This window comes from Desulfacinum hydrothermale DSM 13146 (assembly GCF_900176285.1).
GTDB classification, from domain to species: Bacteria; Desulfobacterota; Syntrophobacteria; order Syntrophobacterales; family DSM-9756; genus Desulfacinum; species Desulfacinum hydrothermale.
This window is the reverse complement of the sequence record NZ_FWXF01000003.1, coordinates 2,501-28,416: the sequence shown is the minus strand read 5'-3', so window position 1 is coordinate 28,416 and position 25,916 is coordinate 2,501. Positions and strand designations below refer to the sequence as shown.

Sequence of the window (25,916 nt, the reverse complement as noted above, 5' to 3'; positions counted from 1 at the left end):
CGGAGGGAAACATGACCGATTACCAACAAGCGCAGGCCAAAATCATGGAAGCCATCCGACCGCGATCTTTTCCCCTGGCCGTCTCCTTTTTGGCCGAGGGAGAGTCCTTTCCGGAAAAGACACGGCGACCTGGAACGCATCTTCACAAACGGGTGGCCATCTGCCAGGCCATCACCATGGCCAGACTGTACGGCTGGACTGTGGGGGTGACTCGGGACGATGTGGTGTGCGTGCCGGCCATGATCGCCTGGGGGTGGAGCGGGGCCCAAGACGGGGCGTCCGAGCTCCAGGGCCTTTTCGCCACGGTGGGTTTCGCCGAGGATGAAGGTACGGCGGCCGACCAGGTGGCGTCCATGGGGCTTCCTCAGGCGGGCGAAGTGGAGGGGATCCTCCTGTCGCCTTTGGCTAAGGCCCGGAAGGAACCCCAGTGCGTGGTGATCTACTGCAATCCGGCACAAGCCATGCGGCTGGTCCAAGCATTGACGTGGCGAACAGGCGGAGTCGTTCAGGGAGCCTTCGGGGGCAAGGTGGAATGTGTGCAGACCCTGTATGCGGCCCACCGGCACGATGAACCGCGGGTGTCCATCCCCGGCATGGGGGATCGGATCTTTTCCATGACCCAGGACGACGAACTGGTGGTGGCGTTGCCGGTTCGCCTCCTGGCCGACTTGGTTCAGGGATTGGATGAAGCGGGACGGCGCATCGGAGCCCGCTATCCGGTCACGTTCTACCAGAACTTCCAGCCCGTCTATCCAGAACACTATCAGGAGGTGGCCAAGCGCTTGGGGCTTTTCGATTAGGCCCTTGGGCTAGGGAAACGCCAACGACGAGACGAAAGTCTCCTGGAAGTCCGGGTGGCTCGCCAGTTCCACCACGCGGGTGGAGGCGGCTAGACGATCCAGTTCTTCCACGCTGTCCGGGTCCACCAGGGCCAGCAAGGCGCCCAGGCCTGCCGCATTGCCCGCCGCCCGCACCTTTTCGGTCCCCACCGGAGGCAGCATGCCGATGGTAATGGCGTCCTTTGGTCCCAGATGGCTTCCAAAGGTGCCCGCCAGATGGATGAGCGAAGGCGCGTGGATGCCCGCCTTGCGGCACAGGAGATCGATGCCCGTGCGCAGGGCCGCTTTGGCCAGTTGGACGGCGCGCACGTCCTTCTGCGTGAAAAGAATGGGAGTGCCCAAGGCCGTGTGGGAGCCGTCCACGAGGATCACGGAAGGGATACCCTTGTGGTCCAGAAGGATTCTGTGGGGGGCCTTGGAGATGTCAATCCGCCCGTCTTTTTGAACAATGCCGGATGAATACAAGGCGGCAACGGCGCTCAATACTCCGGAACCGCAGATGCCCAGAGGTTTGGGGTCCGGACCGTCATCACGGCGGATAACCTCCCATCTGAGCGTGGCGTCAGGGTTCATCTCCACATGACGGACGGCGCCGGAAACGGCGGGCATGCCATGGCCGATGGCCGCGCCTTCCAAAGCGGGGCCGGTGGCGCAAGAAGTGCCCAAGAGCTGCGTCCCCGCCTTCAAGAGCAGTTCTCCGTTGGTTCCCACATCCACCAGGAGGGTCCCTTCGGCCGAGTGGAGCAAATCGAGGGCCAAAGCGCAGGCCACCGTGTCGGCCCCCAGAAAGCCGGAAAGCAAGGGCAGGGTGGTTACCCGGGTTTTTGCAAAGGAATCCCAGCCCAGAAGAGAGGCCCTATCAGTGCGCAGATCCCGGAAGGCCGGTTCGTACGGATGCCGGCCCAGAGGCGTGGGATCCACCCCCCAGAAGATGTGGATCATGGTGGGGTTTCCCACCACCGTAATCTGACATAGATTGCTCGGGTCCAGTTGGACGGAAGCAGCCAGGGATGTGAGGGCCATGGCCACGGCGTCCAGGACCATCGCCTGCATTTCGCCCAGGACCGCCGGGTTTTGATCCACGGCGCTGATACGGGCCATCACGTCGTCCCCGAAAAGGAACTGGGGATTGCGCAAGCTGGTGGATGCGAGCACACGGCCTTCAACGCGATCGGACAAATAGACGGCGAGGGTGGTGGTGCCCACGTCCACGGCCGCTCCCCAGCGCTCGCGGGGTGAAACCCGCCCTGCCCGGGAGCGCAGGAGCTGTTTCGCCGCCCTTTCCAAATCGGGCTTGCGAATCACTTCCAGAGCGCGGCGGGCGGCGGATGGAATGCGCACGGACAGGTCTTCCGTCACCGTCACCTGGCAGGCGGGCATCCGCTCGCCCGTGTCGGTATCTTGCACGGTGCACTGTCGGCAAACCCCTTTGCCTCCGCAGTCCGAGCGCAAAAAAATCCCATTTCGGGCCAGGGCGAGAAGCAACGTTTCTCCAGTCCGAGCCCGTACGGACCGATGTTCCCCCTCCACGTGGATGGTACACGGCGCTCCGTTCGGTTTGGTGCTCTGGGGTCCCATGAAGGCCTCCTTCGAATGTTCTTCGCCAATTCTTCGGGTTCATACACCACTGGTTGTCCGGTAGGTCAAGTGGCAGCTGGCATCGCACACTCTATGAGTGTGGGTGCATTTAGACGGGCATCCATTCCATCGTGCCGCGAGAAGGGGCTTGGAAGGCGCCAGCCAATCCGTTGGGATCTCCCATTGCGCAGGCATCCGAAGAATGCCTCAAGGAAGGGCTGAAAAATTGTGACTTGCTCGACACCTCTCCGAAGGAGTATTGCTTTTGAAGCTCTCGCGGCGGGTCTTTTGAGAAAACGCTGCCTGTTGCAGAAAGGGCAAACCCAGGAAAACGGAACAAGGGGGAGAGGGCCATGCTCATTGTGGGGGAACTCATCAACGCCAGCCGGAAAGCCATTTCCAAACAGATCGAAACCCGGGACGAGACGGCTATTCGACAGGTGGCACGGAACCAGTTGGATGCCGGTGCCCACTACATCGATGTGAATGCTGGGGTCTTCGTGGGCCAAGAAGGGGACTACCTGAAGTGGCTTGTTTCTACTGTGCAGCAGGAAGTGGAGGCCCCTTGCTGCATCGACAGTCCGGATCCGGAAGCCATCGAACAGGCATTGTCCGTTCACCGGGGAACGCCCATGATCAATTCCATCTCCCTGGAAAAAGAACGTTACGACAAGCTGATGCCTCTCATTGCGGGAACGGACTTCAAGGTCATCGCCCTGTGCATGAGCGACGAGGGCATGCCGGAAACGGCGGGGGCACGCCTGGCCAACGCGGACAAACTGGTCAACAGGCTGCTTCAAAACAATGTGAGGCCGGAAAACATCTACGTGGATCCCTTGGTCCAACCTGTTTCGGTGAACAAGGACTTCGGCATGGAGTTCTTAAGGGCCGTGGAAGGGATCATGACCGGGACCGACGGCATCCACACCATCTGCGGGCTTTCCAATGTCTCCTTCGGACTCCCCAATCGCCCGTTTCTCAACCAAACCTTCATGGTGATGGCCATCGCTCGTGGCCTGGACGCCGCCATTCTCAATCCCTTGGATCGGCGCATGATGGCCGGCATCGTGGCCGCCGAAGCCCTGGCCGGTCGGGATGAGTACTGCATGAACTACCTGAAGGCCCACCGGGCTGGTCAATTTGATCTCAAGTGAGTGATGGCAAGACCTGCGACAGGTCATTGGGGAAACGGTTCATAGGATTTTGGGCCCAGCTTTCGGGGGAAGCGGCCTTGAGCTTCAGGGAGGGCCATTGTGGGCGGTTTCCCGGCGTTGACAAGCGGTTGAACGGCTGGTACCCGTAAAATCGGTGTGGTTATGGGCACCCGCATGGGGGCTGTGGCGAGGCGACCTGGTTCGCCCCCCCTCTGAACTTGCTGCAATAGGCCGTGACGGCATACTTGAGCCTCATGCCCGAAGGGCTCTTGAATCGAGACCAGCTGAGCCACATGTCCGGCATCCCCTGTCCCGCGCTTCATGCCATCACGGACTTGATTTGGGGAGTTGTATGGCGCTTGGCTGCCGTTCGCATGAGACGGTTGCCCCTTCACGGCGAGAAAAGGAGGACATGGCGTGGAGCGACCTTTGATCAAAACGCCACCACCGGGTCCCAAGGCTAAGGCGCACATCGAGCGGGACGCCCACGTGGTGTCGCCGTCGTACACCCGCGACTATCCCCTGGTGGTGGAGCGAGGCCAGGGTCTTTGGATCGAAGACGTGGATGGCAATGTGTACCTGGATTTCACATCCGGTATTGCCGTATGCGCCACCGGCCATTGCCATCCCAAGGTGGTGGAAGCGATCCGACGGCAGAGTGAAAAGCTCCTGCACATGTCCGGAACGGACTTCTATTACACACCCCAGATCGAGCTGGCTGAAAGGCTGGCGGCGTTGGTCTCTTCCCAGGAACCTTACCGGGTCTATTTCGGCAATTCGGGGGCCGAGGCGGTGGAGGCAGCCTTCAAGCTCGCTCGTTGGCATACACGCAGGGAGCTGAACATCGCCTTTTTCGGAGCCTTCCACGGCCGGACCATGGGAGCGTTGTCGCTGACCGCCAGCAAGACCATCCAGAAAAAGCACTACAACCCCTTCGTGCCGGGCATCACGCACATCCCCTACGCCTATTGCTACCGATGCCCGTACAATCTCACGTACCCCACGTGCGAGATCCAGTGCGTACAGTGGGTGGAAGACACGCTTTTTCGCACCACCGTGCCGCCGGAGGAGGTGGCGGCCATCTTCGTGGAGCCGATCCAAGGCGAAGGGGGCTACATCGTGCCGCCGCCGGAATTCCACAGAAAGCTTCGCGACATCGCCCACAAGTACGGCATCCTCTATGTGGCCGACGAGGTGCAGACCGGTATCGGGCGTACGGGCAAAATGTTCGCCATGGAGCACTACGGCGTGGTGCCGGACATCCTGGCTCTCGCCAAAGGAATCGCTTCGGGGTTGCCCCTGGGAGCCATGGTGGCTCGCGCGGACATCATGGACTGGGAGGCGGGTTCGCACGCGTCCACCTTCGGAGGTAACCCGGTTTCGTGCAGCGCCGCCCTGGTCACGTTGGATCTTGTGAGCAAGGAGCTCATGGAGAACGCCCGGGTGCAAGGGGAACGGCTGCTGGAGGGCTTACGAACGATGCAGCGGTCCCACGAGTGCATGGGCGATGTGCGCGGCAAGGGCCTCATGGTGGGCGTGGAACTGGTCAAGGATCGAGAAACCAAAGAGCGGGCCGGCCAGTGGCGAAACGCCCTGGTGCGGCGCGCCTTCGAAAAGGGCTTGCTGCTATTGGGCTGCGGCCTGAATACGGTCCGATTTGCTCCGCCCCTCACCGTGACCGCCGAGCAGGTGGATCTTTGCTTGCAGATCTTCGAAGAAGCCTTGCGGGAGGTGGTCTACCCCTGAAAAGATGTCCTCCAGCCCCGGTGCGTCTCGGCTGGTTCCCATCTGCATGCGCCACTTCCCCTGCGCAGGCGGGGAAGTCCTCGTAAAACCGGGGGCTTTTCGGAGGTTGCCTCGTTCACCCTGCCGAACCCAGACCACCGGCATGCAGGGAAAGGGCGCCCAGATGAGCGGACTCGGTGGCAGTCATTGGACCGTCACCGCCGTTCCGCTGACACTTACCATGAGCATGCTGCCTTGGGAGCCGACGGTCTCGTAGTCGATGTCGATGCCCACCACCGCGTTGGCTCCCAGGTCCCGTGCCCGTTCGCTCATCTCCTCCATGGCGATCCGCCGCGCCTTTTCCAGTTCCTTTTCGTAAGCGGCAGACCGGCCGCCCACGATGTCGCGGATGCTGGCAAAAAAGTCTCGGAAAACGTTGGCTCCCATGATGGCCTCGCCCGTCACGATACCGTGGTAGTGGGTGATCTTTCGTCCTTCGATGGTGGGTGTGGTGGTGAGCATGATCATGGCCGTCTCCTTTCCCGAGGGCGCTTTGCTCAAGTAGGGCACCCTGGCCGAAAAGTGGATGGGATGATGGGCGCCGGAGCTATCTCCGGCTGAGGGTTTCCGTTACCTCGATCTTCTCCGCGCGGTGCCCGCGCCGGAGGCGCCGCGGCGGGGTTTGGATCTGATCGGACCCGCCACCTTTCTATATTCCCAGCCGATTCTGTGATAATCAAGCCGATAATGACAATAGCCCACCGGATGGCAAGGGCAAGGACGGCACCAGCCGGTCCATGAAGCGAATCCGAAAGCGAGTGAGACAGAAACGACTTGGGGTGCGCCCAGAAAGGAGTGACGTGGCATGCTGCAGTGGACGTCCTGGACCGAGATTGCACGTTTTCACAGCCCCCTTCGAGAGGGTCAGTTGGACGAGCAGGTCATCGAAGTGCGCCGGGACCCGCTCACGGGACACCAAAGCATCTACAATCCGGCCCTGGAAGGAAAGGCGTCCATTCTCTTTCCTCCGACGGACATGGCCTACCTGGAAGAACGGATCGCGCAAAGCCGCGACGCGTGCTTTCTTTGCGACGGCAGATGGCGCACCCGGACGCCCGCCTACCCGGAAGATCTGGTGCCGGGCGGGCGGCTCGTTCGGGGTGAAGTCGTTCTCTTTCCCAATCTCTTTCCCCTTTCCGCCTACCATGCGGTGGTGATGGTCGGGGAACGCCATCATCGACACCTGAACCAGTTTGGTGAAAAACTCCTCACCGACGCCCTGGCGGTGGCGCTGGATTTCGTGCGTGCGTGTGCCGAAAAGACGCCGGAGGTGCGCCATTTCACCATCAACGCCAATTACCTCTTTCCAGCGGGGGCCAGCGTGGTGCACCCCCACCTGCAGATCCTGGGAAGCACGCAGCCGGGCACGCATCACCGGCTTTTGCTGGATGCCTCCCGAAGCTACCGGGAACGCACCGGCAGGTGCTACTGGGACGATCTGGTGGAGGCGGAGCGGGACGGCAAGGACCGACACATCGGCCGGATCGGCCGGATCCACTGGATCGCCGCCTATTCCCCCATGGGGGTGAACGAAATCCTGGCGGTGATTCCCGCCGTGCCCACCTTTCTGGCCTGGACGGAAGAAGACGTGCAGGCCATGGCTTGCGGTTTGGCTCACGTGCTGGACGGTTACCACTCCCTGGGCTACTCCACGTTCAATTTTTCTTGCTACAGCGGCCCGCTGGGCGAAAAAGACGGTTCCTTCGCCAGCGTCCTTCGGATCGTCAATCGTCAGAACGTGACGCCCCACTACCGCACGGACGACTACTACTTCCAAAAGCTCCTGAAGAATGAAATCATGATCATGCGCCCGGAATCCCTGGCGGAACACATGCGGCGTCATTTCCCGTGACGGGCGGCTACGCCCGTGCCTTCGGTAGGCGGGAGGGGCGCTTGGCGCACCTTTTCCCGGGGATGGACGAGCCGCCACGGCCCACGCAGCCGGCCTTCCGTCAAGGATCAGATGGGAATCAGAGCCGTGGAGAGGAAAAAGGACCAAATCAAAAGGGCCCAGCCATTGGCTGGGCCCTTTGTCTTCTGGCGGGGACGACCGGACTTGAACCGGCGGCCTCCGGCGTGACAGGCCGGCGTTATAACCATCTTAACTACGTCCCCGTGGGTAATTCTGGTGGGCGGAACAGGGCTCGAACCTGTGACCCCCGGCTTGTAAGGCCGATGCTCTCCCAACTGAGCTATCCGCCCTTCGCGCTTCCGGGGGGATCGTTTCGGCCTCGCCCCCACGCGAGGCCCGTTTGTACAGGATCCCCTCGGTCAAGTCAAGCACTTTTTTGGCTCTCAATGGGCCTGAATGTCCTCGGTAACCGAAGGCTTTTCCGAGCCGAAAAAGACCGGCTGGGCCTCGCCGGGAACCTCCCGGAAAAGGCTGTCCGGATCGTCCAGGGCCAGGGCCTTTCGGAGCACATCGTCCATGTGCTCCACCAGCTCAATGTTCACCTCTTCCAAGATCTTGGCCGGGATCTCCTTCAGATCTTTGGCGTTGTCCTTGGGTATGAGAACCGTTTTGATCAGCCCTCGATGGGCGGCCAGGATCTTCTCCTTGAGCCCGCCGATGGGAAGCACGCGTCCCCGGAGGGTGATCTCGCCCGTCATGGCCACGTCGCTGCGCACCGGTATCCGGGTCAGAGCCGATACCATGGACGTGGCCATGGTGATGCCCGCCGACGGGCCGTCCTTGGGGATGGCCCCTTCGGGCACGTGCACGTGCAGATCCAGGTGTTCATAGAAATCCTTGGGGATGCCCAGCCGTTCGGCTCGGTTGCGCACGTAACTGAAGGCGGCCTTGGCCGATTCCTGCATGACGTCGCCCAGCTTTCCGGTGATGAGAATCTTTCCCTTGCCGGGCATGGTGAGGGTTTCGATGCCCAGGATATCTCCGCCCACCTCGGTCCAGGCCAGTCCGATGGCCAAGCCCACTTCATCCTTTTCCTCGGCGCGGCCGTATCGGAACCGGGGAACGCCCAGGTAATCCTGGATGATGTCCTCCGTGAGCTCCACTCGGGTTTCCGGTCCATGGCGGACCACCTCTTTGGCCACCTTGCGGCAAATGGAGGCGATCTCACGCTCCAGGTTCCGCACCCCCGCCTCTTTGGTGTAGTGGCGGATGATGTAAAGCAGGCTCTCGTCGGAAAAGACCACATTGTCCTCGGTGATGCCGTTGGCTTCACACTGCTTGCGCACCAGGAAGCCCTTGGCAATCTCCAGCTTCTCCACTTCCGTGTAGCCCGGCAGGCGGATGATTTCCATGCGGTCCTGCAAGGGCAGGGGGATGGCGTGGAGCGTGTTGGCCGTGGTGATGAAAAAGATGGAGGACAGATCGTAGTCCAGATCCAGGTAGTGGTCGTTGAAGGCGAAGTTCTGCTCGGGGTCCAAGACCTCCAGGAGCGCCGCCGCCGGATCGCCGCGAAAATCCATGGTCATCTTGTCGATTTCGTCCAGACAGAAGACCGGATTGGCGCTCTTGACCTTGCGAAGGCTCTGGATGATCTTGCCGGGCATGGCGCCGATGTAGGTGCGCCGGTGGCCGCGGATCTCCGCCTCGTCGCGCACACCGCCCAGCGACAGCCTCACAAAGTTACGGTTCATGGCCCGGGCGATGGAACGCGCCAGGGAGGTCTTGCCCACGCCCGGAGGGCCCACAAAGCACAGGATGGGGCCCTTGATCTTCTTCACCAGGGCCTGCACGGCCAGATATTCCAGGATCCGCTCCTTGGGTTTCTCCAGGCCGTAATGGTCTTCGTCCAGGATCCGTGCCGCCGCGTCGATATCCAGCTTATCCTTGGTCTTTTCGTACCAGGGCAGGGATAAGATCCAGTCGATGTAGTTGCGGACCACGGTGGCTTCCGCACTCATGGGCGACATGAGCTTGAGCTTTTTGAATTCCTGGCGCACCTTGGCCGCCGCATCCTTGCTCAACCGCTTCCTCTTGATGCGCCGCTCCAGCTCCTGCAGCTCGGACTTGAAATCGTCCTTTTCGCCCATCTCCTTTTGGATGGCGCGCATCTGTTCGTTCAGGTAGTACTCGCGCTGGGTCTTTTCCATCTGCTTTTTGACCCGGCCCTTGATGCGCTCCTCCGTTTTGATGATCTCAATCTCTGCGCGGATGTAGCCGAAAAGCCTCTCCAGCCGTCGCACCGGATCCACGGTCTCCAGGAGCTTCTGTTTCACCTCGATCTTGAACGGCATGTAGGCGGCCACGGTGTCCGCCAGCTTGGAGGGATCGTCGATTTCGGCGACCGCTTCCAGTACCTCCTGGGTGATCTTCTTGTTGTGCTTGGAATAGGATTCGAAGGCCGACCGAACCCCGCGCCGCAGCGCCTCCATCTCCGTGGGGTCCGTCGTCGCCGCTTCATCAAGAAGGTCTACGGCCACGTGGAACGCGTCCGGTTGCGGCAAAAAGCTCAGGATCCGTCCTCTCCGTTCGCCTTCCACCAGAACCTTGACCGTGCCGTCGGGAAGACGCAGCAGTTGCAAGATGGTGGCCAGGGTCCCGACACGGTGAATGTCCTTCTCGCCCGGGTTGTCGGTCTTGGCGTTCTTTTGGGCGGCCAGGAAGATCTGCTTGTCCGTGTTCATGGCCCGCTCCAAGGCGTTGACCGACTTGTCCCGGCCCACGAAAAGCGGAACGACCATGGAAGGGAACACCACGATGTCGCGCAACGGCAACAAGGGCACGGTGATGTGGGTGTCGAGATCGCTGGGTTCGTCTCTGTGTCGGATTCTCTTAAACATAGCTCCCATCTGCTTCCTTGTTCCCGTCTGAAGGACAGGTTCAGGCCGACTCTCGGCTCTCACTGCGATAAATCACCAGAGGCGGCTCCTTGTTCACCACCGCTTCTTCGTTGATCACGCACTCCTCCACGTCCGTCTGGGACGGCAGATCGTACATGATGTCCAGCATGATGTTTTCCATGATGGACCGGAGCCCTCGAGCTCCGGATTTTCTCCGGATGGCCTCCTGGGCGATGGCCCTCAGTGCGCCCTCGGTGAAGCGGAGCTTCACGCTTTCCAGCTCGAAGAGCTTCTTGTACTGCTTGACCAGGGCGTTGCGGGGCTCGGTGAGGATCTGGATCAGCTCATCTTCCGTGAGTTCGCCCAGGGTGGCGATTACCGGAAGCCGTCCCACGAACTCGGGGATCATTCCGAACCGGATGAGATCCTCGGGCTGCACCTGACACAGGGTTTCGCCGATGTTCTTCTTCTCTTCACTCCTGATATCGGCAGCAAAGCCCAAGCCCTTGACACCCGTTCTGGATCGAATGATGGAATCCAGGTGGTTGAAGGCTCCGCCGCAGATGAACAGAATGTTGGTGGTGTCGATCTTGATGAACTCCTGTTGCGGGTGCTTGCGCCCGCCCTTGGGCGGCACATTGGCCACGGTGCCTTCCAGGATCTTCAACAGGGCCTGCTGGACCCCTTCCCCGGACACATCGCGGGTGATGGACGGGCTGTCGGACTTTTTGGCGATCTTGTCAATTTCATCGATATAGACGATGCCGCGGGAAGCACGCTCAATGTCGTAGTCGGCCGCCTGGATCAGGCTGACCAAAATGTTCTCCACGTCCTCGCCCACATAGCCCGCTTCCGTCAACGTGGTGGCGTCGGCAATGGTGAAGGGAACGTTGAGGATCTTGGCCAAGGTCTGGGCCAGCAGGGTCTTACCCGAACCCGTGGGGCCGATCATGAGGATGTTGCTCTTCTGGAGCTCCACGTCGTCCTTCTTGTCCGGGCGCAGATCGATGCGCTTGTAGTGGTTGTGCACCGCCACGGACAGGATCTTCTTGGCACGTTGTTGCCCGATCACGTACTTGTCCAGGGCGTCCTTGATCTCTGCAGGCTTGGGAATCTGAGTGGCTCGGGACGCCTCATCCCGCTCGTATTCCTCGGCGATGATGTCGTTGCAGAGCTCCACGCACTCGTCACAGATATAGACGGTCGGGCCGGCGATGAGCTTCTTCACTTCATTCTGGCTCTTGCCGCAAAATGAGCATCTGAGCTCGCCCGTTCTGTCTTCTCGCTTCTTGGCCATTGAGAGTCCTCCTGATCTTGGCTCGGACCGCCGTTGCCCCCGATGGGCGGGCTGAGGTCGGCCCGGCTCCTGGTCGTGCTTTCTAAGCGTTGCCAGCCGTTCCAGATGGAAAGCTGCTTAATCATAACGGCTGTTGTGGGCTCCATCAATGGGCAGGTGCTCCTCCGCCCGAAACGTGGTGCCGCCTTCTAGGCGTAAGCAAATTATGCACCATGTCAATGAAGGATGCGTGGAATTTTAATCTTTGCCAGAAAAAAGAAGCGGGGGACCTGCGATCCCCCGCCACGGCCTGGCGCGCCTTGTAACTTCTTGCAGGACACTGGGATCCGTGGGGCCTATTGGCTGCCTTCTGACGGTTCCTCAACCCTTTTGATGATCACCTCGTCCACAATTCCGTAGTCCTTGGCCTGATGGCCCGACATGTAAAAGTCACGGTCCGTGTCTTTTTCGATCTGTTCCAGGGGCTGCCCGGTGTGGGTGGTCAGGATCTTATTCAGCTCTTCGCGCAGACGCAAGATCTCCCGGGCCTGGATGTCCACGTCGGTGGCCTGTCCCTGGAACCCGCCCATGGGCTGGTGCAGCATGATTCGGGCGTGGGGCAGTGCATAGCGCTTTCCCTTTACGCCGGCGGCCAAGAGCACGGCGGCCATGCTGGCGGCCTGGCCCATGCACAGCGTGGACACATCCGGCTTGATGTACTGCATGGTGTCGTAGATGGCCAGCCCCGCGGTCACCAATCCACCGGGGGAGTTGATGTAAAAGTGGATGTCCTTGTCCGGGTCTTCCGATTCCAAAAAGAGCATCTGCGCGATGACCACATTGGCCACCTCGTCGGTGACGGGAGTGCCCAGAAAGATGATCCGATCCCGGAGCAGGCGGGAGTAGATATCGAACGCCCGCTCGCCCCGGCTGCTCTGTTCTATGACAATGGGTATCAAAGACATGACTATTCCTCCGCCTGTTGCGGCTCTTCCTCCTTGGATGGTGCCACCGCCACGGCGTTGTCCTCCAGGAGCTTGAGGACCTTTTCCTCCAGCTTGTGCTGGATCATTTCCTGAACCGCGGCGCTTTCCTGATAGTTTTCTCTTATATCATCGGCCGTGGTCCTGTAAAGCCGGGCCACATCCTGGTAGACGGCTTCCTTTTCTTCCTCGCTCAGCTCGATCTGTTCCTGCTTGGCGATCTGTTCCACGATGAGGCGCCACCGGATATCCCGTTCCGCCTGCGGCCGTTGCTCTTGGCGGATCTCCGGGGTGTTGAACCGAGCGGGATCCAAGTTGATGCCCTGGGCCGAGAACTGGTGCACAAACTGGTTGATACGCCGATCCACCTCCCGATCCACCACCTTTTCCGACAGCTCAAAGTCGGCCTTTGCGGTCAGCTGCTCCACGATCGACTGGCGCACCGCCATGGTGGAGGCCTGCTCGCGGGACTTTTGAAGCCTTTCCCGCACGCTCTCCTTCAACCCTTCCAGGGAATCGTGGTCTCCCCCCTTCTTGGCGAATTCATCGTCCAAGTCGGGAAGAACCTTCTCTTTCAGCTCTTTCAAGGTGACCTGGAAGTGAACGGTTTTTCCGGCCAGATCGGCGTTTTCCGCATCCTCCGGGTAGTCCAGGTCGAACTCGAAGGTCTCGCCGGCTCGATGTCCCACCACCTGGTCGTCAAACTGCGGATGCAGGCTTCCCGTTCCCAGCTCCAGGTTGAAATCGTCCGTCTTGCCCTTTTCGTAGAGCTCGCCGTCGATGAAGGGAGTGAAATCCACCACCGCCACGTCGCCGAGACGGGCCTCCCGGTCTTCCTCCACGGTTCGGATCTCGGCATGGCGATCCCGCAGGTTTTCCAGCTCCTGTTCCACCATCTCGTCGGTGACCGTGGTGTCCGGCTTCTCAACTTCCAGGCCCAGGTAGTCGTCGACCTGGAATTCAGGTTGGACTTCCACCAGAGCGGTGTAGGTAAAGGTTCCGGACTCGTCAAAGGAAAAGTCGTCCACATCCCCTTCCATCAGGGGCTTGATGTCGGCTTCCTTGAGCGCATCGGGATACGTTTCCTGAATGAGCTGATTGGAGACTTCCCCTTCGACGGTCTTGCCGTAGTAGGATTGGAGGATCTTCCGAGGTACCTTGCCCGGGCGGAAACCCTTGATGCGCACCTGCTTGGCCAATTGACGATACCGGCGATCCAGTTCCTTTTGGACCCTGTCGGCGGGAACCACCACTTGGAGCTTCTTTTGGGTTGCGCTCACGTCTGTAACAGAAACCTTCATCTCCACGGTCTAACCTTCCCTCTGCATAGTGTTGTCGTGATAGCCCGCTCGTCCACCCGAAGAGCCGAAAGCCGCTGGAGCGGCTCCCGAGGTGCGCGTGGAGGCGGCATGTACATAAAATGAAACGAAGTGAGCCGCTCGGGGGCCCGACTTCGTTTGCCGGCTTGACCAACGCCGCGTTTCCTGCACGGGTGCGAGAGGGGGGAGTCGAACCCCCAAGCCCGAGGGCGCTGGATCCTAAGTCCAGTGCGTTTGCCAATTCCGCCACTCTCGCACTGCGCCCAGCGAAGCACAGGAACTTGTAAACGCTGGTCCCCGGAGTGTCAAGGGAAAAGGGGAAGATAATCTAAAGCGTTAGCACGTCCGCACAAGCGTGGACGAAAGGGGGGTGGGGCCCACGGGTGGGCGGGCTTCATGGGAATCGTTATAATGGATGTGGATCTGGAAAGACCGCCAACGGGCATGACGCAACCCACAGGGGAAGAAGGAGAAAAGCCATGGTGGTTTATCGCCGTAAAGAGGACAGCCAAACGTGGCACTGGTGTTCCAACTGTTCCCAGTACCCTTCGGGCATGGACGTGGTCAAGCGGCAGAGTCGGCCGGAATATGGAACGCTTTGTAAAGAGTGTGAGGTGAAGGAAAAGACGGGCGATTGCAAGGTGGATTCCCTCTTTTCCGTACGGAAATGAGGGGGGCGAGCATCTTGCTGTGGTGTCACCTGTGGACCCATGGGCGTTCGGGGGCCATGCAAGCCCACCGAGAACGCATTCCGGGCCCCGTTTCAACCCCTTGGGGGCCGCTCGGGGGCGAGGTCGGGGCCACTTCAGACCCTTTGTCTCCCAACCCACAGCGCCTAAGATAACTATTATCAACGATTATGGGTATCCCACCCGGGAATCCGCTCCCAATAGAATGACCACGTGTGGAGATCTTCATGGCTTGGACGGTAACATGGCCAGGACGGCTGCGTCGGCCCGGGAGGTCTCCAAATGCCGGTCAACGATGACGGACGGCACTGACCGGGAAGAGCCCCGGAATCGATCGGAAAAACATGCCGTTTTCATTGACAGAAGCGACAAAGTACCGTAAAAGCGTTGCATATCCGGTTGATGTTGCAAAGAAACTTGGAACAACTACTGAGGAGCTCTTTTCATGAAACCGATCCTTTTCTTCGTCATTAGTTTCCTGGGAATGCTCTTTATCGCGTCACAAACGTCCAAACAAAGATCCATGAACGGCATTCCGGGATCCGCTGAAGCGGCCGAAGAGGCCAAGGTTTCGAAAGAGGAGGGGGGAGGCCAGGAGGCGGCGCCTTCGACGGAATCCGAAGCCAAGCCGCACTTGGAAGAAGAGCCGGAGGAGGTTTCCCCGCCGGAAGGCCCTCCGGTGGATCGACCGCATGGGCAAACAGCGGCAAGCGGCGAAGAATCCATGGAACAGGACTGGTTGGAAAAACTGGTCCACCTGTTTTCGCCGCACCTTCCTGCCGGTGTGGAACTGGTAGGCCGCCAGACCAAGAACTACGTGGCCCTTACCCTGGACAACAACCCGCGACGCTGGGTGTGTCGTCTGTACATGAAGCGTTCTTCTCCCGCCATTGAGATCTACGGACGGCCGAAGATGGCGCTCGGCTCAGAGGACAGTCCTGAAAAACTGGAGGAGCAGCTGATGCGGGCGCTGAAAAAGCGCCTGGGCTAGGAGCCTATCTGAGAACGCCAAATATCCATTCGGACCACCGCAATTTCCAACACTCGGCATAGCCAAAAGCTCTAAAAGCGGCATTTTCGATCACGCTCCTGGGGGCCACCCGCCGGGTTGCCCCTCCTCCTTTGTAAGTCCTTACCCATGACCCACCGTTCATCATGTGCCAATCACGGCGTCTTGCAGCCTGGCTCTTCGCGGTCTTCCGTCACGGCCGTTTGCCAGGACGATGCCTCGTTGCGGTCTCTTTTGGACTTCTTGTGCTCATAGAGGGCTTCATCGGCTTCCCGCAGCAAAGCAGCGGGGGTCTTCTTTCCGGCGCGGTCAACGGCGATGCCAAAGCTCAAGCTGCCCCATATCTGATGGTCTTCGTAGGCCAAGGGGCGCGAAGCGAGCGTTTGAGCAAGACGCTCCATGACACGCCGGGCCTCCTCCTTATGTTGATTGGGCAGGACCAGCACAAATTCATCCCCCGCGAAGCGTGCCACCATGTCCTCTTCGCGCAGTGAATTCCGCAGTGTTGCGGCCACATGTTTGAGGAAGGCATCGCCGGCGTCGTGACCATATTGGTCATTGATCCCCTTGAAATCGTCACAATCCACAAAGACCAGCGCCAGTGGTGTACCGTAGCGGGAGCTGCGCTTGCATTCGCGCTGCAAGCGCAGCTCCAGTTCGCGGCGGTTGGGCAGGCCGGTGAGGGGGTCGCGGGTGGCCAGATAGTTTAGTTTTTCCCGTGAGATGACGTTGGAAAAGCAGATGGAGACCTTTACAGCCAACTGTGATAGAAAAAAGGTATCCATATCGGGTTGAAAGCGTTGGGGATCCACGTCGGCCAGATTGAGGGTGCCGATGATGTGGCCGTCCAGGGTGAGAGGGGCCACGGCGATGGAACCGATGGCGTAGGCCTGCTGATCGGGAAAGAGCCCGTAGAAACGGCGCAACGCGTCGTTTGCCAGTACCGGGGTTCCCTCTGGATCCAGCACTTTCACAAGGTTTTCCCGGGTGGTGAGATTCAGTCGGTGCTTGAGCCGTGGGGACTGAATCGAGGGATCCAAGGCCGGAGCAAAAAGTCGACTTTTCACCAAGGAGAGCCACACATACGGGATCTGGAACTTGGTTTGAATGAGGTGGAGGAGGCGTTCCAGAAGGTCCTGGAAGTTGGTGATGGACAAGATACACACTTCCACGTCGAAGAGCTTTCGCGCGATCTCCTCGTTTCTTTTGGCGTTTTGAAGAATAAGATCGATGTCGTACATACTGTCCCCTGAAAAGTGGTGCATATCCTGCCGCGTGTGAAATCGTCCCGCTTCCGGGCAGGCCGTTGGATAAAAAAAGGAGCGCCGAAAAAAACCCGGGCTGGGCCCTTCGGGCGGAGGGGCTGGGTTCTGTCCGCCACAGTTTCTAGGTAGAGGAAATCCATGGGCATGGCAAGGCGATTTCATGTCATCCGAGGAGGCCGCGGCGGGCGCGGACAGGGCGGGGGACTCCGTCCCCTGGTGCTCTTTCGCGCCTATTCCATCGGAGAGCTTCAACGGGAAGAGCTCACCTATTACAATGTCCGATTCAACTGGTACCGTCTGGACAGAACGGAGCCGGTGGCCCCGTGGGAACATCTGGTGGCCGATTTTTATTCGCTGGACGAGCGGCTCCAAAAGAAGGCGCGCGAGGAAGTGCTTCGCTATCTGACGGAGGAGGAGGTGTGGGAACTGAGGCTGTATCTGCGGGAGCACCACGGTCTGGAGGTGATCGCCGAGGAAGTCTCGCTGCCCATCCTCTCGCCCCGTGGGCCCTTTTGGGGCGGAGAAAAGACGGTTTTTCACTTTCTGGAACTTTCAGAAAGGCCAGACTATTCGCTCCCGTTTCGCGTCTGGGGCTACTATTCGCTGGCGGGGTGCCTGTGCACGCCCACCCTGGAGGCGGGCTGTCGGTTTCTGGAAAAAGCCCTGGCCCATCTCAAGGTGAAGAAAGCCGTTGGAAGGAAGGACTTGGAAGGTGTGGTCAAGGCCATCTACCTGCAGGAGGGCTTGTATGTGAGGCGCCGGGGGCCGGAGGATGCCGACTGAGCCGGGAGGTGGTTACCCTCCGGCTGCGTGGTTGGTGCGGAGAAGATGCTGGACCGGGAAGGAACCCTAATCTGAGAGAAGAGGTGGAGCGCGGATGCAGCAGAACGGCTTGGAAAGAAGGATGGGCGGTTTGGACTATTTCATGCTCTGGGCGGGAGCCGGCTTGTCTCTTGCCGAGATCTGGGCGGGCGGCCTGTTGGTCCCCTGGGGATTGGCGGCCGGGCTGGGCGCCATTTTGCTGGGTCACGTGATCGGCAACACCTTCTTGGCCATGGGGGGAGTGATTGGAAGTCGCGAAGGGATCCCCACCATGATGAGCCTGCGACCTTCTTTCGGTGTGCGCGGTTCGTACCTTCCGTCGGTTCTCAACGTGGTTCAGCTTGTGGGATGGACGGCGGTGATGTTGCTCATCTGCGGGGAGGCGGCGCACAATCTGGTCCGGGAAAGCCTTTCCTTTTCCAGCCCGGGTTTATGGATCGGCGTCTCTGGTGTGGTCACCACCCTGTGGGCCTTGGGAGGCCAACGCCACTGGAAATGGCTCCACGCGGTGAGTGTGACCGGCCTGCTGGTGCTATGTGCGGTGATGACCTGGTTGGTGTTGGCGGAGTATACGCCGAGCAAGCTGCTGTCCATACCGGCCCGACCGTCGGACATGGGCTTCATGGTCGGGCTTGATCTGGTCATCGCCATGCCCATATCCTGGCTGCCCCTGGTGTCGGATTATTCCCGCTTTTCCACTCGGACCGGATCCTGTTTTTGGGGGACCTGGCTGGGCTACTTCGTGGTGAGTTCCTGGATGTACGGATTGGGGCTGGCTGCGGCGCTGGCCACGGGGGGCCAGGATCCCTCTGTGATCGTCTTGGAGATGATGGCGAAGATGGGCTGGGTGGCCCCGGCCCTGATCATCGTGGTCTTTTCCACCTTCACCACCACGTTTTTGGACATCTACTCCACGGCCGTCTCGGCGCTCAACTTTGCCCCGGCCCTGAAAGAAAAACGCGGAATTGTATTGGGGGGGCTTTTGGGGACTCTACTTGCCCTCATCTTTCCAGTGACCCAGTACGAAAATTTTCTCCTCTTCATCGGGTCCCTCTTCTGCCCCATCTTTGGCGTGGTGCTGGCCGACTACTTCCTTGTTCGAGGCATGCACTATGAGGGGGCGGCCCTGGAAGGGCCTGGAGTGTATTGGTATGCGGGCGGCTTCCACCCGAAAGCCATGGTGGCATGGGCCGTGGGCTTTGGCATCTACCAGTGGGCGCTGCACGGTGGGTGGGCCGTGGGATCGTCTCTTCCTGGGCTGCTGAGCGCGGCTCTCCTCTATTGGCTCCTATCCAAAGCCGCGACTCCAAGGTAACCGAGCGCACGCTGAGGCTTGGGAGATCGTGGCGGCGGGACCCCGGTGTCCCGCCCTTTTCCTTTCGTTTTTCGTTTGCAGTGGTATGGATGGCCCTTCCACGTCTCGGCTGCCGCCTCTCAGTAGAGAAACATGGGTTTGCCCATCACATGACGGACCTTGGGCCGGTATTGGTCCACGTCGTAGAGTTCGTGGACGTCCACCCGTTTCATTCCCGAAGTGAGGATGCTCACGGGCATGTCCGTGTAGGTACCCTGACTCAGCGCCACCAACCGGCCGAAATTTCGGCGCAGCGCCAGATCCACCGTCATGTGGGCGAAATTCACCGCCACCATGAGATCCAGGGAGTCCGGGGCGCCGCTTCGCATGAGATAGGAAAGTTGCTGATAGATGATGCCTTCGCCCGTGAGTTTTTTCAGGATGTCTCCCGTCCTGAGGCCGATGCCGCCGAGCTTTCGGTGCCCATAAGCATCGGCCTCGCCGTGTTCCAGCACGGCGCCGCCCGTCATGCGGGCCCCCTCGCTGATGGTGAGCATGGCATAATTGCTGGGATTGCGCCGCTTGTCCTCCATGATGAGGTCGGCCAGGCGGTGGGGATCGAAGGGGACCTCGCTGATGATGGCCCGGTCCACCCCCGACAGATAGGCACTCACCAGGGAGGTTTCCCCACAGTTGCGCCCGAAGAGTTCGATGACGGCGATGCGTTCATGGGATCCGGTGGAGGTGCGCAGGGCGTGGATGAAGTTGACGCTGCGCGTGATGGCCGTGGAGAAGCCGATGCAATAATCGGTGCCGAAGACGTCGTTGTCCATGGTCTTGGGGATGGCCAGTACGGGAAAGCCTTCCTCATGGAGGCGCACGGCATAGCTCAAGGTGTCGTCTCCGCCGATGGCCACCAGGATATCCACCCCCAATGCGTCCAGATTCTTGAGGATGTGTTCGGTAAAATCTTTCCGTTCTTCCGGGGAAGAGAAGGCGTCCTTGAGAAAGTCCGGCGCCTCCTTGTAACGCACGGCTCCCGGGTTGGTCCGGGATGTGTGCAGGTAGGTGCCGCCGGTGCGGTCGATCGTTCGAACCGTGTTCTTTTCGAGCCATTGGAGACAACGGTCGAAGCTTTGGGGTACTTCCGGTCGGTATTCCAACAGCCCGGCCCAGCCCCGTCGGATGCCCAGAACGCGATAGCCTTCGTCGATGGAGCGGTAGACCAGGGTCTTGATGCATGGGTTGAGGCCAGGTACGTCGCCGCCGCCCGTCAGAACCGCCAGCGTCTTGGTATTGGGTTTTACGGATGCCATGTCTCCGCCTCCTGCGGAAAAAAAGGGGATTTCAGGGGCCTGATGGCCCACGCCCGTTCAATCGTTCCACGTCTTTAATGATAGTCGAAAGGAAGAAGGCGGAAAAAGGGGGGAAGGGGGTTTCACCTCTTTACGGGCGGCGAGCGGGTTGGTAATAGCGTTGTTCACGTAGGGTCTTCCAAGGCCTTGGAGACCATCGGTGCGGTTCGAGTGCATGAGCCCCACGGGAAAGATAAGGAGGGTGGAACAACCATGGAGAAGTCAGAGCGCAACCTTTGGCAGGATCATTCGGTTCGGTTTTTGGAAATGGCTTTGCGCACGGATCGCATGGAGACCATGGCGTCTCCGGACGGAATCGGAAAACGCACGGGAGAGTGCGGCGATACGGTGGAGTTCTTCGTCATGATGGACGGGGACCGGGTGCGGCGCGTGTCCTTTCAGGTGAACGGGTGCCTCAATACCGTGGCCTGTGCCAACACGGTCGCCGAGATGGCCGAAGGGCGGCGTCTGGAGGAGGCCTGGGACATTCGTCCAGAGGAGGTGGCAGCCTTTCTGGAAACCTTGCCGGACGGACACTTTCACTGTGCTGAATTGGCGGTGGGGGCGCTCTATTTGGCCCTTTCCGATGTGCAGCGCCGCCGCCGTGAACCGTGGAAGAAGCTTTACGGTGCGTAGGTGAGAAGGAAGTGGAGGAAGTCTCGCGCATGGCGCGCCACCTTGTGAACGCCCGTCCGCTGTGCCAGGTCGGGGTCCAGGGAAAAGGCGGTGCCGCCGCCGAGGACGGCGGTCTGGGGAGGGATGCCCCTACAGATGCGGGCCAGTGCCGGTTCGGAATCGTTGTGAAGCACCGTCAGCCCCAGGATGTGGGGCGGTTCGGCCACGCAGGCGGCCAGGATCTGCTCCGGTGCCATCATAAGCCCCAGCCGGCGAACGGGGGCGCCAAGGCCGCGACCTGCCAGCTCGATCGCGTCCAGGCCATGGCCCCACCCGTCGTCCAAGGTGGCCAGGTACATGCGGGGCATGAACGGAAAGGGCAGGTCGTCGCCCAAAAGAGCTATCCGGGTTCGGTCGAGCTTTCGGAGCGATTGCAGAAGCGCCCAGCGGGGCGGGATTCCGTCTTGCTTCCAGCCATTGAGGAATTCCTGGGCGCACTTTCTTAAATGCGCCCAGGCGTCTTGGAACGCTTGGAGAGAAGGGCTTTCATCTGGGGGGGCGTTCGCCATGGACCCCTCGGCCGATTGGCCTCCGCCCGGCGGCGGGAGAGTGGTTTTTCCCGCTTGCACCTGCCAATCCACGTGGCGGATCACGGACCCCGGGTTACGAATGGTCGTGTTGGCAGATATCGCCCACGAGCATTCGCTTTTCTTCTTCCAGACGTTGTCTTAACCAGACCATCACCTTGTCGAATTCGTCCCGGAATTCCCGGAGCGCCTTACCACGGTGACTCACCGAGGACTTCTCCTCCAGGGTCATCTCGGCGAAGGTCTTGCCCAGGGGCGGGTAGTAAAAGACGGGGTCGTATCCAAACCCATGGGTTCCACGCAGTTCGTGGGTGATTTCTCCCTCACAGACGGCTTCATAGGTGAGCGCCGGGCCGGTGGGAACCGCCAGGGACAGGACGCACACGAAGCGGGCCCGCCTGTTGGACTTGCCTGCCATGGCCTGGAGCAGTTTCTCATTGTTTTTAACGTCATCGGCGTCGGGGCCGGCATAGCGGGCCGAATGGACACCGGGGGCGCCCCCCAGGGCCTCCACCTCCAGTCCGGAATCGTCGGCCAATGCCGGGAGTCCCAGGACCCGCGCGGTGAAGTGGGCCTTCTTGTAGGCGTTTTCATCGAAGTCTTTCCCGTCTTCCATCGGTTCCGGGATGGGGCCGAAGTCGGTCACATCCTTGATTTCCACGGGATAGTCCTTGAGCAGTTCTCGAATCTCCGCCGTTTTTCCTTTGTTGCGCGTGGCAATGACGATGGTGATGGCATTCATCAAACGGGTTCCTCCCCTCGATCGCATGTTATTTACCCGGTTGGGGCGGTCTCTTCTTCAGCTTGGGCGGTGTCATCCGCTTCTTCCTTCTTGCCGAAAAAATGCGCGATCCACACGCTCATCTCGTAGAGAATGAGCAGCGGGCCCGCCATGAGGATTTGAGTGAAGACGTCCGGTGGTGTGAAGAAGGCGGCCACCACGAAAATGAGCAAAATCGCGTACTTTCGCTGACGACGCAGAAAAGATGAGCTGATGAGCCCGAGTTTGGCCAAAAAGAAGGTAATGAGCGGGAGCTCAAAGATGATCCCGAAGGCAAAAAGAAGCCGGGTGGCAAAGGACAAGAATTCCTTGGTGCTGATCATGGGAGCGATGAGCTCCGTGGCAAAGGAGGCGAAAAACTGGAATCCGTAGGGAAAGACCACGTAGTAGCCGAAAAGCGCGCCTCCCAGGAAAAAGACGGTGGAAAGGATGACGATGGGGTACAGGTAGCGGCGTTCGTGTTCGTAAAGGCCCGGAGCCACAAAACGCCAAAATTGAAAGAGGATGACGGGCACGGCAAGGCCCACTCCGGCCAAGAAGGACACCTTCAGGTAGGTGAGAAAGGCTTCGTGGGGAGCGGTGTAGATCAGCTTGCGGCTTCCATCGGCAGGCAGGGCATCGATGAGCGGCTTCATGAGCCACGCAAAGATCTTCTCCTTGAAAAAGTAGCAGATGACAAAGCCGATCCCCACGGCGATGGCGCAAGTGATCAAGCGCTTGCGCAGCTCCTCCAGATGCTCGGTAAAGGGCATGCGATCCTGCTCGGTGCTCATGGAACCTTTCAACTCCCGGTTGAGTGGGGGGGGGTGTCGGAAGAGGGCGTGGATTGTTCCGAAGGCCCTTCTGTTTCTCCTGGAATCTCATCAGCAGCCAAAGGCCGGGCCGTCTTTTCCGTGGAGACGCTCGACGGGATCTCTTCGGGTGCCGTGAGCCGCTCCAAGCTCATGTGGGTTTGGGCGGTTCGAAATTCCTTCTTAAGCTCCTGGACGGTCTCATCCTGGTCGAAGGTCTGCTTGATCTCATTGGTGGCCTTGCGAAATTCGGCCAAGCCCCTGCCAAGGGCTCGAGCCAGATCTGGAAGCTTATTGGGACCCACCACGATGAGCGCGATGGCCAGGATGAGCAGCAATTCCGGGAATCCAATGCCGAACATGTTCACTCTCCCTTCTCGCCGTCGGGCGCGGGGTCGTCGTCTGGTGGGGTCACCTCATGAAATTCCACATCCTGCACCTGCTCAGACTCAGGCCGAAAGGCCTTTTTGAATTGGGTGACGCTCTCGCCCAATCCACGCCCCACGTCGGCGACCCGTTTGCCGCCGTAAATGAAGATGACAATGCACAGAATGACCAGAAGTTCAGGTGCTCCAAGGCCGAATACCATGGCGCTGTGTCCCTCCGTCCTTCGTAGGTCGTTGGCGGACGGCCCTATTTGGTGGCGTAGCTGTGCAGGCCGCTCAAAAGGAAGTTCACCCCGAAGTAGGTGAACAACACCGAGCAGAAGCCGGCCATGGAAAGCCACGCCACCCGCGGTCCCTGCCAGCCGCGCACGACGCGCGCGTGGAGGACGGCCGCGTAAATGAGCCAGGTGATGAGCGACCACGTCTCCTTGGGATCCCAGCTCCAATAAGATCCCCAGGCGCTGTTGGCCCAGACGGAGCCGGTGATGATCCCCACAGAAAGCCACAGAAAGCCAAAAAGGATCACCTGGTAGTTATATTCGTCCAGTTCACGGACACCGGGGATGAAGCCAAGCCGTCCCGAGGCATGGCCCGCCTCGTGTCGCCGCCGCTGCCACAGGTAAACCAGGCTGATGGCAAAAGAGATCGCAAAGGCAGCATATCCGAGGAAACAGGTGATCACATGGGCGATGAGCCAGTTGCTTTTGAGGGCGGGCAGGAGCGGCTGGATCCTGGACGACACATCGGGCGAAAAGGAGGCGTACGCCATGGCGAGAAACGCCAGCAGCGAGGGTACCACGCCCAGGGCGCGGTGCCCGGTCTTTTTTTCCATCACCAGGTAGATGCCCATGACACAGGCGGCACCGAAGACCAGCGACTCGTACAGATTGGACAGCGGAGCGTGGCCGTAGCCCAGGTCGTAGGATTCCTTCCAGCGCAACAGGATGCCTGCCACGTTGATGATAACGGCCGCCAGGGCGGTCCATGAGGCGGCACGGAGGGCCTTGGGGGATCGAAAGGTCACGCCGGCCAGGTACAAAAAGCTGGTGGCCAGGTAAGCGAAAGTGGTGTAGGCCAGAATCTGGGAACTGTTCATCTCGATCTATGACTCCTTTCGAGCGGTTGCGTCCAGCGCGCGCACGCGCTCACAAAGATGTTGGAATTCCTTTTCGAAGGCAAGGCTTTTCTTGGTGGTTCGGGCGGCCAAGATGACGGTCGTGCCCGGATTGGAGGCCTGGGCCCATACATAGATCTTGCGGTGCTGGGTGTAAAACGTGGTCACAAGGCCGATCAGGAGCAGAATAAAGCCGGTGATGACGATGGTCACGCCCGGATCCCGCTTGACCTGCAGGCCCGTGTAGTGGGCCTGGTTCAGATCCAAGACCTGAACAGCGTAGCCCGCCACACGGTTTCCATGGAAATGGGGGCGATCCACGAGAATCCAGGACCCTTTGGGCTGTTCCCCTTCCTTGTAGGTAACGATGGCCACCGCCTTCCCGAAGCCGTTGAAGTCTTCTGCAAAGTCCACCAGCTCCACAAGGCGGCCCGTGTCCCCGAAGGGGACAGGAGCGCGAAAAGACAGATCCATCGCGAAGGAGGTTCCTCCTTCCTTGTCCGTGAATTGCACCTTGGCTGTCTTAAGGATGGCGCCGTAGGAGGCCTGGTAAAAGGTAACTCCCTTATAGGTGAGGGGATCGTTGACCCGGATGGATCGGTGGAGCACCTCACGGCCGTCTTCCAAGATCGCCAGATCTGATCGAAATTCCTTGGGGGCTCCCGTGTCGTAGAAAGAGACATCGAAGTCGTCACAGCGCACCTGAAAGGGAAGCACCACCTGCTTATGTTCTCGAAAGAGGGAAACGCGGTTGTTGGTTTCTCCTTCCACCACGTTCATCATGCCTTTGAAGCCGTAGAGGGACCCCAGAAGGGCGCCGAAAAAGATGATGAGCACACTCACATGCACCACATAGACCATGTAGCGGGTCCAACGCCCCGATTCCGCCAGAAGGGCAAAGGAGTCCTGGGGCGCGTGCAAGTGACGGGGCGAACCCACGGCGTCCCGTACCACCCGTTCGGCGTGCTGGCGGACCCGAGCCAGGTCGCCGCACACGGTGAAGGATCGGCTGAGGGAGAACTTGCTCAGCTTGCGGGGATCGAGAAACTCCTCCCGGTGCTGGAGCAGAGCCACGGTCTTGGGAAAGCGCTGGATGGTGCACACAATGAGGTTGATGCTCAGTAGCCCCAACAGCGCCTGGAACCAGGGCGAATGATAGAGATCGTGGAGCTGGAGGGCCAGGATCCAGCGCACGATGCGAGGGGAAAACTGAGAAAGGAGCTCTCTTTGTCCCACTCCCTGGGGAAACAACGTGCCCACCACGCAACCGATGGTGAGAATGAAGAAGAGGAACAATGTGAGTCGAAGGCTTCCCAGCCTTCGCCATGAACTTGAAAAGAGTGATGGCAAGTTCGCGGAAGAGCTCATGGGTTCATTCACCTCGAGTGGCTTGACGTGATCGATTTCCGGCCGCTCTAGCAGCCTGTCCAAGCATGGCCTATCGGCATCTTTTGGAATTTCCGATAATATAGTTTCACTGAGTCATGCGGCCCTTTTTGAGTTCTTAGATAACCTACAGTAGGGG

Annotated in this window: 24 protein-coding genes and 3 tRNA genes; 9 read left to right on the top strand and 18 right to left on the bottom strand. The window is 59.8% G+C overall.

What is annotated here, in order from left to right:
- Positions 1-11: 11 nt before the first annotated feature.
- Entirely contained in the window at positions 12-800 is a 789-nt protein-coding gene (locus tag B9A12_RS03910) for a DUF169 domain-containing protein (protein ID WP_084056495.1), read from the top strand.
- A 9-nt stretch (positions 801-809) separates the two neighbouring features.
- On the opposite strand, the gene B9A12_RS03905 is transcribed toward B9A12_RS03910, so the two are convergent.
- On the bottom strand, positions 810-2,417 hold the full coding sequence (locus B9A12_RS03905; protein ID WP_084056493.1) for an ASKHA domain-containing protein: 1,608 nt from the start codon (positions 2,415-2,417) through the stop codon (positions 810-812).
- Positions 2,418-2,770: 353 nt separating this feature from the next.
- Here B9A12_RS03905 and B9A12_RS03900 point away from each other — a divergent pair, with 353 nt between their 5' ends.
- Both B9A12_RS03900 and B9A12_RS03895 read left to right on the top strand, forming a co-directional pair.
- Entirely contained in the window at positions 2,771-3,571 is an 801-nt protein-coding gene (locus B9A12_RS03900) for a methyltetrahydrofolate cobalamin methyltransferase (RefSeq protein WP_084056491.1), read from the top strand.
- A 417-nt stretch (positions 3,572-3,988) separates the two neighbouring features.
- Entirely contained in the window at positions 3,989-5,317 is a 1,329-nt protein-coding gene (locus tag B9A12_RS03895; protein WP_084056489.1) for an acetyl ornithine aminotransferase family protein, read from the top strand.
- 183 nt (positions 5,318-5,500) lie between these two features.
- Here the strand turns inward: B9A12_RS03895 and B9A12_RS03890 are convergent, their stop codons facing one another.
- Entirely contained in the window at positions 5,501-5,821 is a 321-nt protein-coding gene (locus B9A12_RS03890; protein ID WP_139796492.1) for a heavy metal-binding domain-containing protein, read from the bottom strand.
- A 340-nt stretch (positions 5,822-6,161) separates the two neighbouring features.
- On the opposite strand from B9A12_RS03890, the gene B9A12_RS03885 reads away from it, so the two are divergent.
- A complete protein-coding gene (locus tag B9A12_RS03885; protein ID WP_084056485.1) occupies positions 6,162-7,208 on the top strand; it encodes a hypothetical protein in 1,047 nt (348 codons plus the stop codon).
- Positions 7,209-7,394: 186 nt separating this feature from the next.
- Here the strand turns inward: B9A12_RS03885 and B9A12_RS03880 are convergent.
- The 7 genes from B9A12_RS03880 to B9A12_RS03850 all read right to left on the bottom strand — a co-directional run bounded on the left by B9A12_RS03880 (position 7,395) and on the right by B9A12_RS03850 (position 13,939).
- Positions 7,395-7,471: transfer RNA gene (locus B9A12_RS03880), tRNA-Asp, on the bottom strand.
- An 11-nt stretch (positions 7,472-7,482) separates the two neighbouring features.
- Positions 7,483-7,558: transfer RNA gene (locus B9A12_RS03875), tRNA-Val, on the bottom strand.
- A 93-nt stretch (positions 7,559-7,651) separates the two neighbouring features.
- The gene (lon, locus tag B9A12_RS03870) at positions 7,652-10,105 is read right to left on the bottom strand and encodes an endopeptidase La (RefSeq protein ID WP_084056483.1); all 2,454 of its coding nucleotides are present in this window, start codon (positions 10,103-10,105) and stop codon (positions 7,652-7,654) included.
- 40 nt (positions 10,106-10,145) lie between these two features.
- Complete coding sequence (gene clpX / locus B9A12_RS03865) at positions 10,146-11,402, bottom strand: ATP-dependent Clp protease ATP-binding subunit ClpX (RefSeq protein WP_084056481.1); 1,257 nt, start codon at positions 11,400-11,402, stop codon at positions 10,146-10,148.
- A gap of 335 nt (positions 11,403-11,737) precedes the next feature.
- Positions 11,738-12,346, bottom strand: coding sequence for an ATP-dependent Clp endopeptidase proteolytic subunit ClpP (clpP, locus tag B9A12_RS03860; RefSeq protein ID WP_084056479.1), 609 nt, complete (start codon positions 12,344-12,346; stop codon positions 11,738-11,740).
- A gap of 2 nt (positions 12,347-12,348) precedes the next feature.
- Positions 12,349-13,665, bottom strand: a complete 1,317-nt coding sequence (gene tig, locus B9A12_RS03855) for a trigger factor (protein ID WP_084056477.1) — start codon at positions 13,663-13,665, stop codon at positions 12,349-12,351.
- A 192-nt stretch (positions 13,666-13,857) separates the two neighbouring features.
- Positions 13,858-13,939, bottom strand: a tRNA-Leu gene (locus tag B9A12_RS03850).
- Between the two features lie 223 nt (positions 13,940-14,162).
- Here B9A12_RS03850 and B9A12_RS03845 point away from each other — a divergent pair.
- Positions 14,163-14,354: a hypothetical protein gene (locus B9A12_RS03845; RefSeq protein ID WP_084056475.1), complete on the top strand. Its 192-nt coding sequence runs from the start codon at positions 14,163-14,165 to the stop codon at positions 14,352-14,354.
- Positions 14,355-14,817: 463 nt separating this feature from the next.
- Positions 14,818-15,363, top strand: a complete 546-nt coding sequence (locus B9A12_RS03840) for a hypothetical protein (protein ID WP_084056474.1) — start codon at positions 14,818-14,820, stop codon at positions 15,361-15,363.
- Between the two features lie 173 nt (positions 15,364-15,536).
- On the opposite strand, the gene B9A12_RS03835 is transcribed toward B9A12_RS03840, so the two are convergent.
- Positions 15,537-16,622: a sensor domain-containing diguanylate cyclase gene (locus B9A12_RS03835; protein WP_170920324.1), complete on the bottom strand. Its 1,086-nt coding sequence runs from the start codon at positions 16,620-16,622 to the stop codon at positions 15,537-15,539.
- 168 nt (positions 16,623-16,790) lie between these two features.
- On the opposite strand from B9A12_RS03835, the gene B9A12_RS03830 reads away from it, so the two are divergent.
- Both B9A12_RS03830 and cytX read left to right on the top strand, forming a co-directional pair.
- Positions 16,791-17,429, top strand: coding sequence for a hypothetical protein (locus B9A12_RS03830; protein WP_170920323.1), 639 nt, complete (start codon positions 16,791-16,793; stop codon positions 17,427-17,429).
- A 94-nt stretch (positions 17,430-17,523) separates the two neighbouring features.
- Positions 17,524-18,783 (top strand): putative hydroxymethylpyrimidine transporter CytX, encoded by a 1,260-nt coding sequence (cytX, locus tag B9A12_RS03825; protein WP_212636822.1) that lies wholly within the window; start codon positions 17,524-17,526, stop codon positions 18,781-18,783.
- Between the two features lie 119 nt (positions 18,784-18,902).
- Here cytX and B9A12_RS03820 read toward each other — a convergent pair whose 3' ends face one another.
- Complete coding sequence (locus B9A12_RS03820) at positions 18,903-20,078, bottom strand: 6-phosphofructokinase (protein WP_084056468.1); 1,176 nt, start codon at positions 20,076-20,078, stop codon at positions 18,903-18,905.
- Positions 20,079-20,330: 252 nt separating this feature from the next.
- Between B9A12_RS03820 and B9A12_RS03815 the strand changes: the two genes are divergently transcribed.
- Positions 20,331-20,753 (top strand): iron-sulfur cluster assembly scaffold protein, encoded by a 423-nt coding sequence (locus B9A12_RS03815; RefSeq protein ID WP_084056466.1) that lies wholly within the window; start codon positions 20,331-20,333, stop codon positions 20,751-20,753.
- Here B9A12_RS03815 and B9A12_RS03810 read toward each other — a convergent pair.
- From B9A12_RS03810 to resB, 7 genes are all read right to left on the bottom strand, one after another.
- Positions 20,741-21,301, bottom strand: a complete 561-nt coding sequence (locus B9A12_RS03810; protein WP_139796478.1) for a cobalamin B12-binding domain-containing protein — start codon at positions 21,299-21,301, stop codon at positions 20,741-20,743. The genes B9A12_RS03815 and B9A12_RS03810 overlap by 13 nt on opposite strands.
- Before the next feature lie 94 nt (positions 21,302-21,395).
- A complete protein-coding gene (locus tag B9A12_RS03805; protein WP_084056462.1) occupies positions 21,396-22,061 on the bottom strand; it encodes an XTP/dITP diphosphatase in 666 nt (221 codons plus the stop codon).
- A gap of 32 nt (positions 22,062-22,093) precedes the next feature.
- On the bottom strand, positions 22,094-22,873 hold the full coding sequence (tatC, locus tag B9A12_RS03800; protein ID WP_084056460.1) for a twin-arginine translocase subunit TatC: 780 nt from the start codon (positions 22,871-22,873) through the stop codon (positions 22,094-22,096).
- Positions 22,874-22,881: 8 nt separating this feature from the next.
- On the bottom strand, positions 22,882-23,253 hold the full coding sequence (gene tatB / locus B9A12_RS03795) for a Sec-independent protein translocase protein TatB (RefSeq protein ID WP_084056458.1): 372 nt from the start codon (positions 23,251-23,253) through the stop codon (positions 22,882-22,884).
- 2 nt (positions 23,254-23,255) lie between these two features.
- Positions 23,256-23,480, bottom strand: a complete 225-nt coding sequence (locus B9A12_RS03790; protein ID WP_084056456.1) for a twin-arginine translocase TatA/TatE family subunit — start codon at positions 23,478-23,480, stop codon at positions 23,256-23,258.
- Positions 23,481-23,524: 44 nt separating this feature from the next.
- The gene (gene ccsB, locus B9A12_RS03785; protein WP_084056453.1) at positions 23,525-24,373 is read right to left on the bottom strand and encodes a c-type cytochrome biogenesis protein CcsB; all 849 of its coding nucleotides are present in this window, start codon (positions 24,371-24,373) and stop codon (positions 23,525-23,527) included.
- 6 nt (positions 24,374-24,379) lie between these two features.
- Positions 24,380-25,759: a cytochrome c biogenesis protein ResB gene (gene resB / locus B9A12_RS03780; protein ID WP_084056451.1), complete on the bottom strand. Its 1,380-nt coding sequence runs from the start codon at positions 25,757-25,759 to the stop codon at positions 24,380-24,382.
- Between the last annotated feature and the right edge of the window lie 157 nt (positions 25,760-25,916).

Excerpts from the sequence above, each read along its gene's own strand:
- B9A12_RS03820 (WP_084056468.1), bottom strand. The coding sequence starts at position 20,078 with ATGGCATCCGTAAAACCCAATACCAAGACGCTGGCGGTTCTGACGGGC.
- clpP (WP_084056479.1), bottom strand. The coding sequence starts at position 12,346 with ATGTCTTTGATACCCATTGTCATAGAACAGAGCAGCCGGGGCGAGCGG.
- tatC (WP_084056460.1), bottom strand. The coding sequence starts at position 22,873 with ATGAGCACCGAGCAGGATCGCATGCCCTTTACCGAGCATCTGGAGGAG.
- B9A12_RS03830 (WP_170920323.1), top strand. The coding sequence starts at position 16,791 with ATGGCAAGGCGATTTCATGTCATCCGAGGAGGCCGCGGCGGGCGCGGA.
- B9A12_RS03885 (WP_084056485.1), top strand. The coding sequence starts at position 6,162 with ATGCTGCAGTGGACGTCCTGGACCGAGATTGCACGTTTTCACAGCCCC.
- B9A12_RS03805 (WP_084056462.1), bottom strand. The coding sequence starts at position 22,061 with ATGAATGCCATCACCATCGTCATTGCCACGCGCAACAAAGGAAAAACG.
- resB (WP_084056451.1), bottom strand. The coding sequence starts at position 25,759 with ATGAGCTCTTCCGCGAACTTGCCATCACTCTTTTCAAGTTCATGGCGA.
- clpX (WP_084056481.1), bottom strand. The coding sequence starts at position 11,402 with ATGGCCAAGAAGCGAGAAGACAGAACGGGCGAGCTCAGATGCTCATTT.
- cytX (WP_212636822.1), top strand. The coding sequence starts at position 17,524 with ATGCAGCAGAACGGCTTGGAAAGAAGGATGGGCGGTTTGGACTATTTC.
- B9A12_RS03845 (WP_084056475.1), top strand. The coding sequence starts at position 14,163 with ATGGTGGTTTATCGCCGTAAAGAGGACAGCCAAACGTGGCACTGGTGT.
- lon (WP_084056483.1), bottom strand. The coding sequence starts at position 10,105 with ATGTTTAAGAGAATCCGACACAGAGACGAACCCAGCGATCTCGACACC.
- B9A12_RS03810 (WP_139796478.1), bottom strand. The coding sequence starts at position 21,301 with ATGGCGAACGCCCCCCCAGATGAAAGCCCTTCTCTCCAAGCGTTCCAA.
- ccsB (WP_084056453.1), bottom strand. The coding sequence starts at position 24,373 with ATGAACAGTTCCCAGATTCTGGCCTACACCACTTTCGCTTACCTGGCC.
- B9A12_RS03905 (WP_084056493.1), bottom strand. The coding sequence starts at position 2,417 with ATGGGACCCCAGAGCACCAAACCGAACGGAGCGCCGTGTACCATCCAC.
- tatB (WP_084056458.1), bottom strand. The coding sequence starts at position 23,253 with ATGTTCGGCATTGGATTCCCGGAATTGCTGCTCATCCTGGCCATCGCG.
- B9A12_RS03910 (WP_084056495.1), top strand. The coding sequence starts at position 12 with ATGACCGATTACCAACAAGCGCAGGCCAAAATCATGGAAGCCATCCGA.
- B9A12_RS03840 (WP_084056474.1), top strand. The coding sequence starts at position 14,818 with ATGAAACCGATCCTTTTCTTCGTCATTAGTTTCCTGGGAATGCTCTTT.
- tig (WP_084056477.1), bottom strand. The coding sequence starts at position 13,665 with ATGAAGGTTTCTGTTACAGACGTGAGCGCAACCCAAAAGAAGCTCCAA.
- B9A12_RS03835 (WP_170920324.1), bottom strand. The coding sequence starts at position 16,622 with ATGTACGACATCGATCTTATTCTTCAAAACGCCAAAAGAAACGAGGAG.
- B9A12_RS03815 (WP_084056466.1), top strand. The coding sequence starts at position 20,331 with ATGGAGAAGTCAGAGCGCAACCTTTGGCAGGATCATTCGGTTCGGTTT.
- B9A12_RS03790 (WP_084056456.1), bottom strand. The coding sequence starts at position 23,480 with ATGGTATTCGGCCTTGGAGCACCTGAACTTCTGGTCATTCTGTGCATT.
- B9A12_RS03900 (WP_084056491.1), top strand. The coding sequence starts at position 2,771 with ATGCTCATTGTGGGGGAACTCATCAACGCCAGCCGGAAAGCCATTTCC.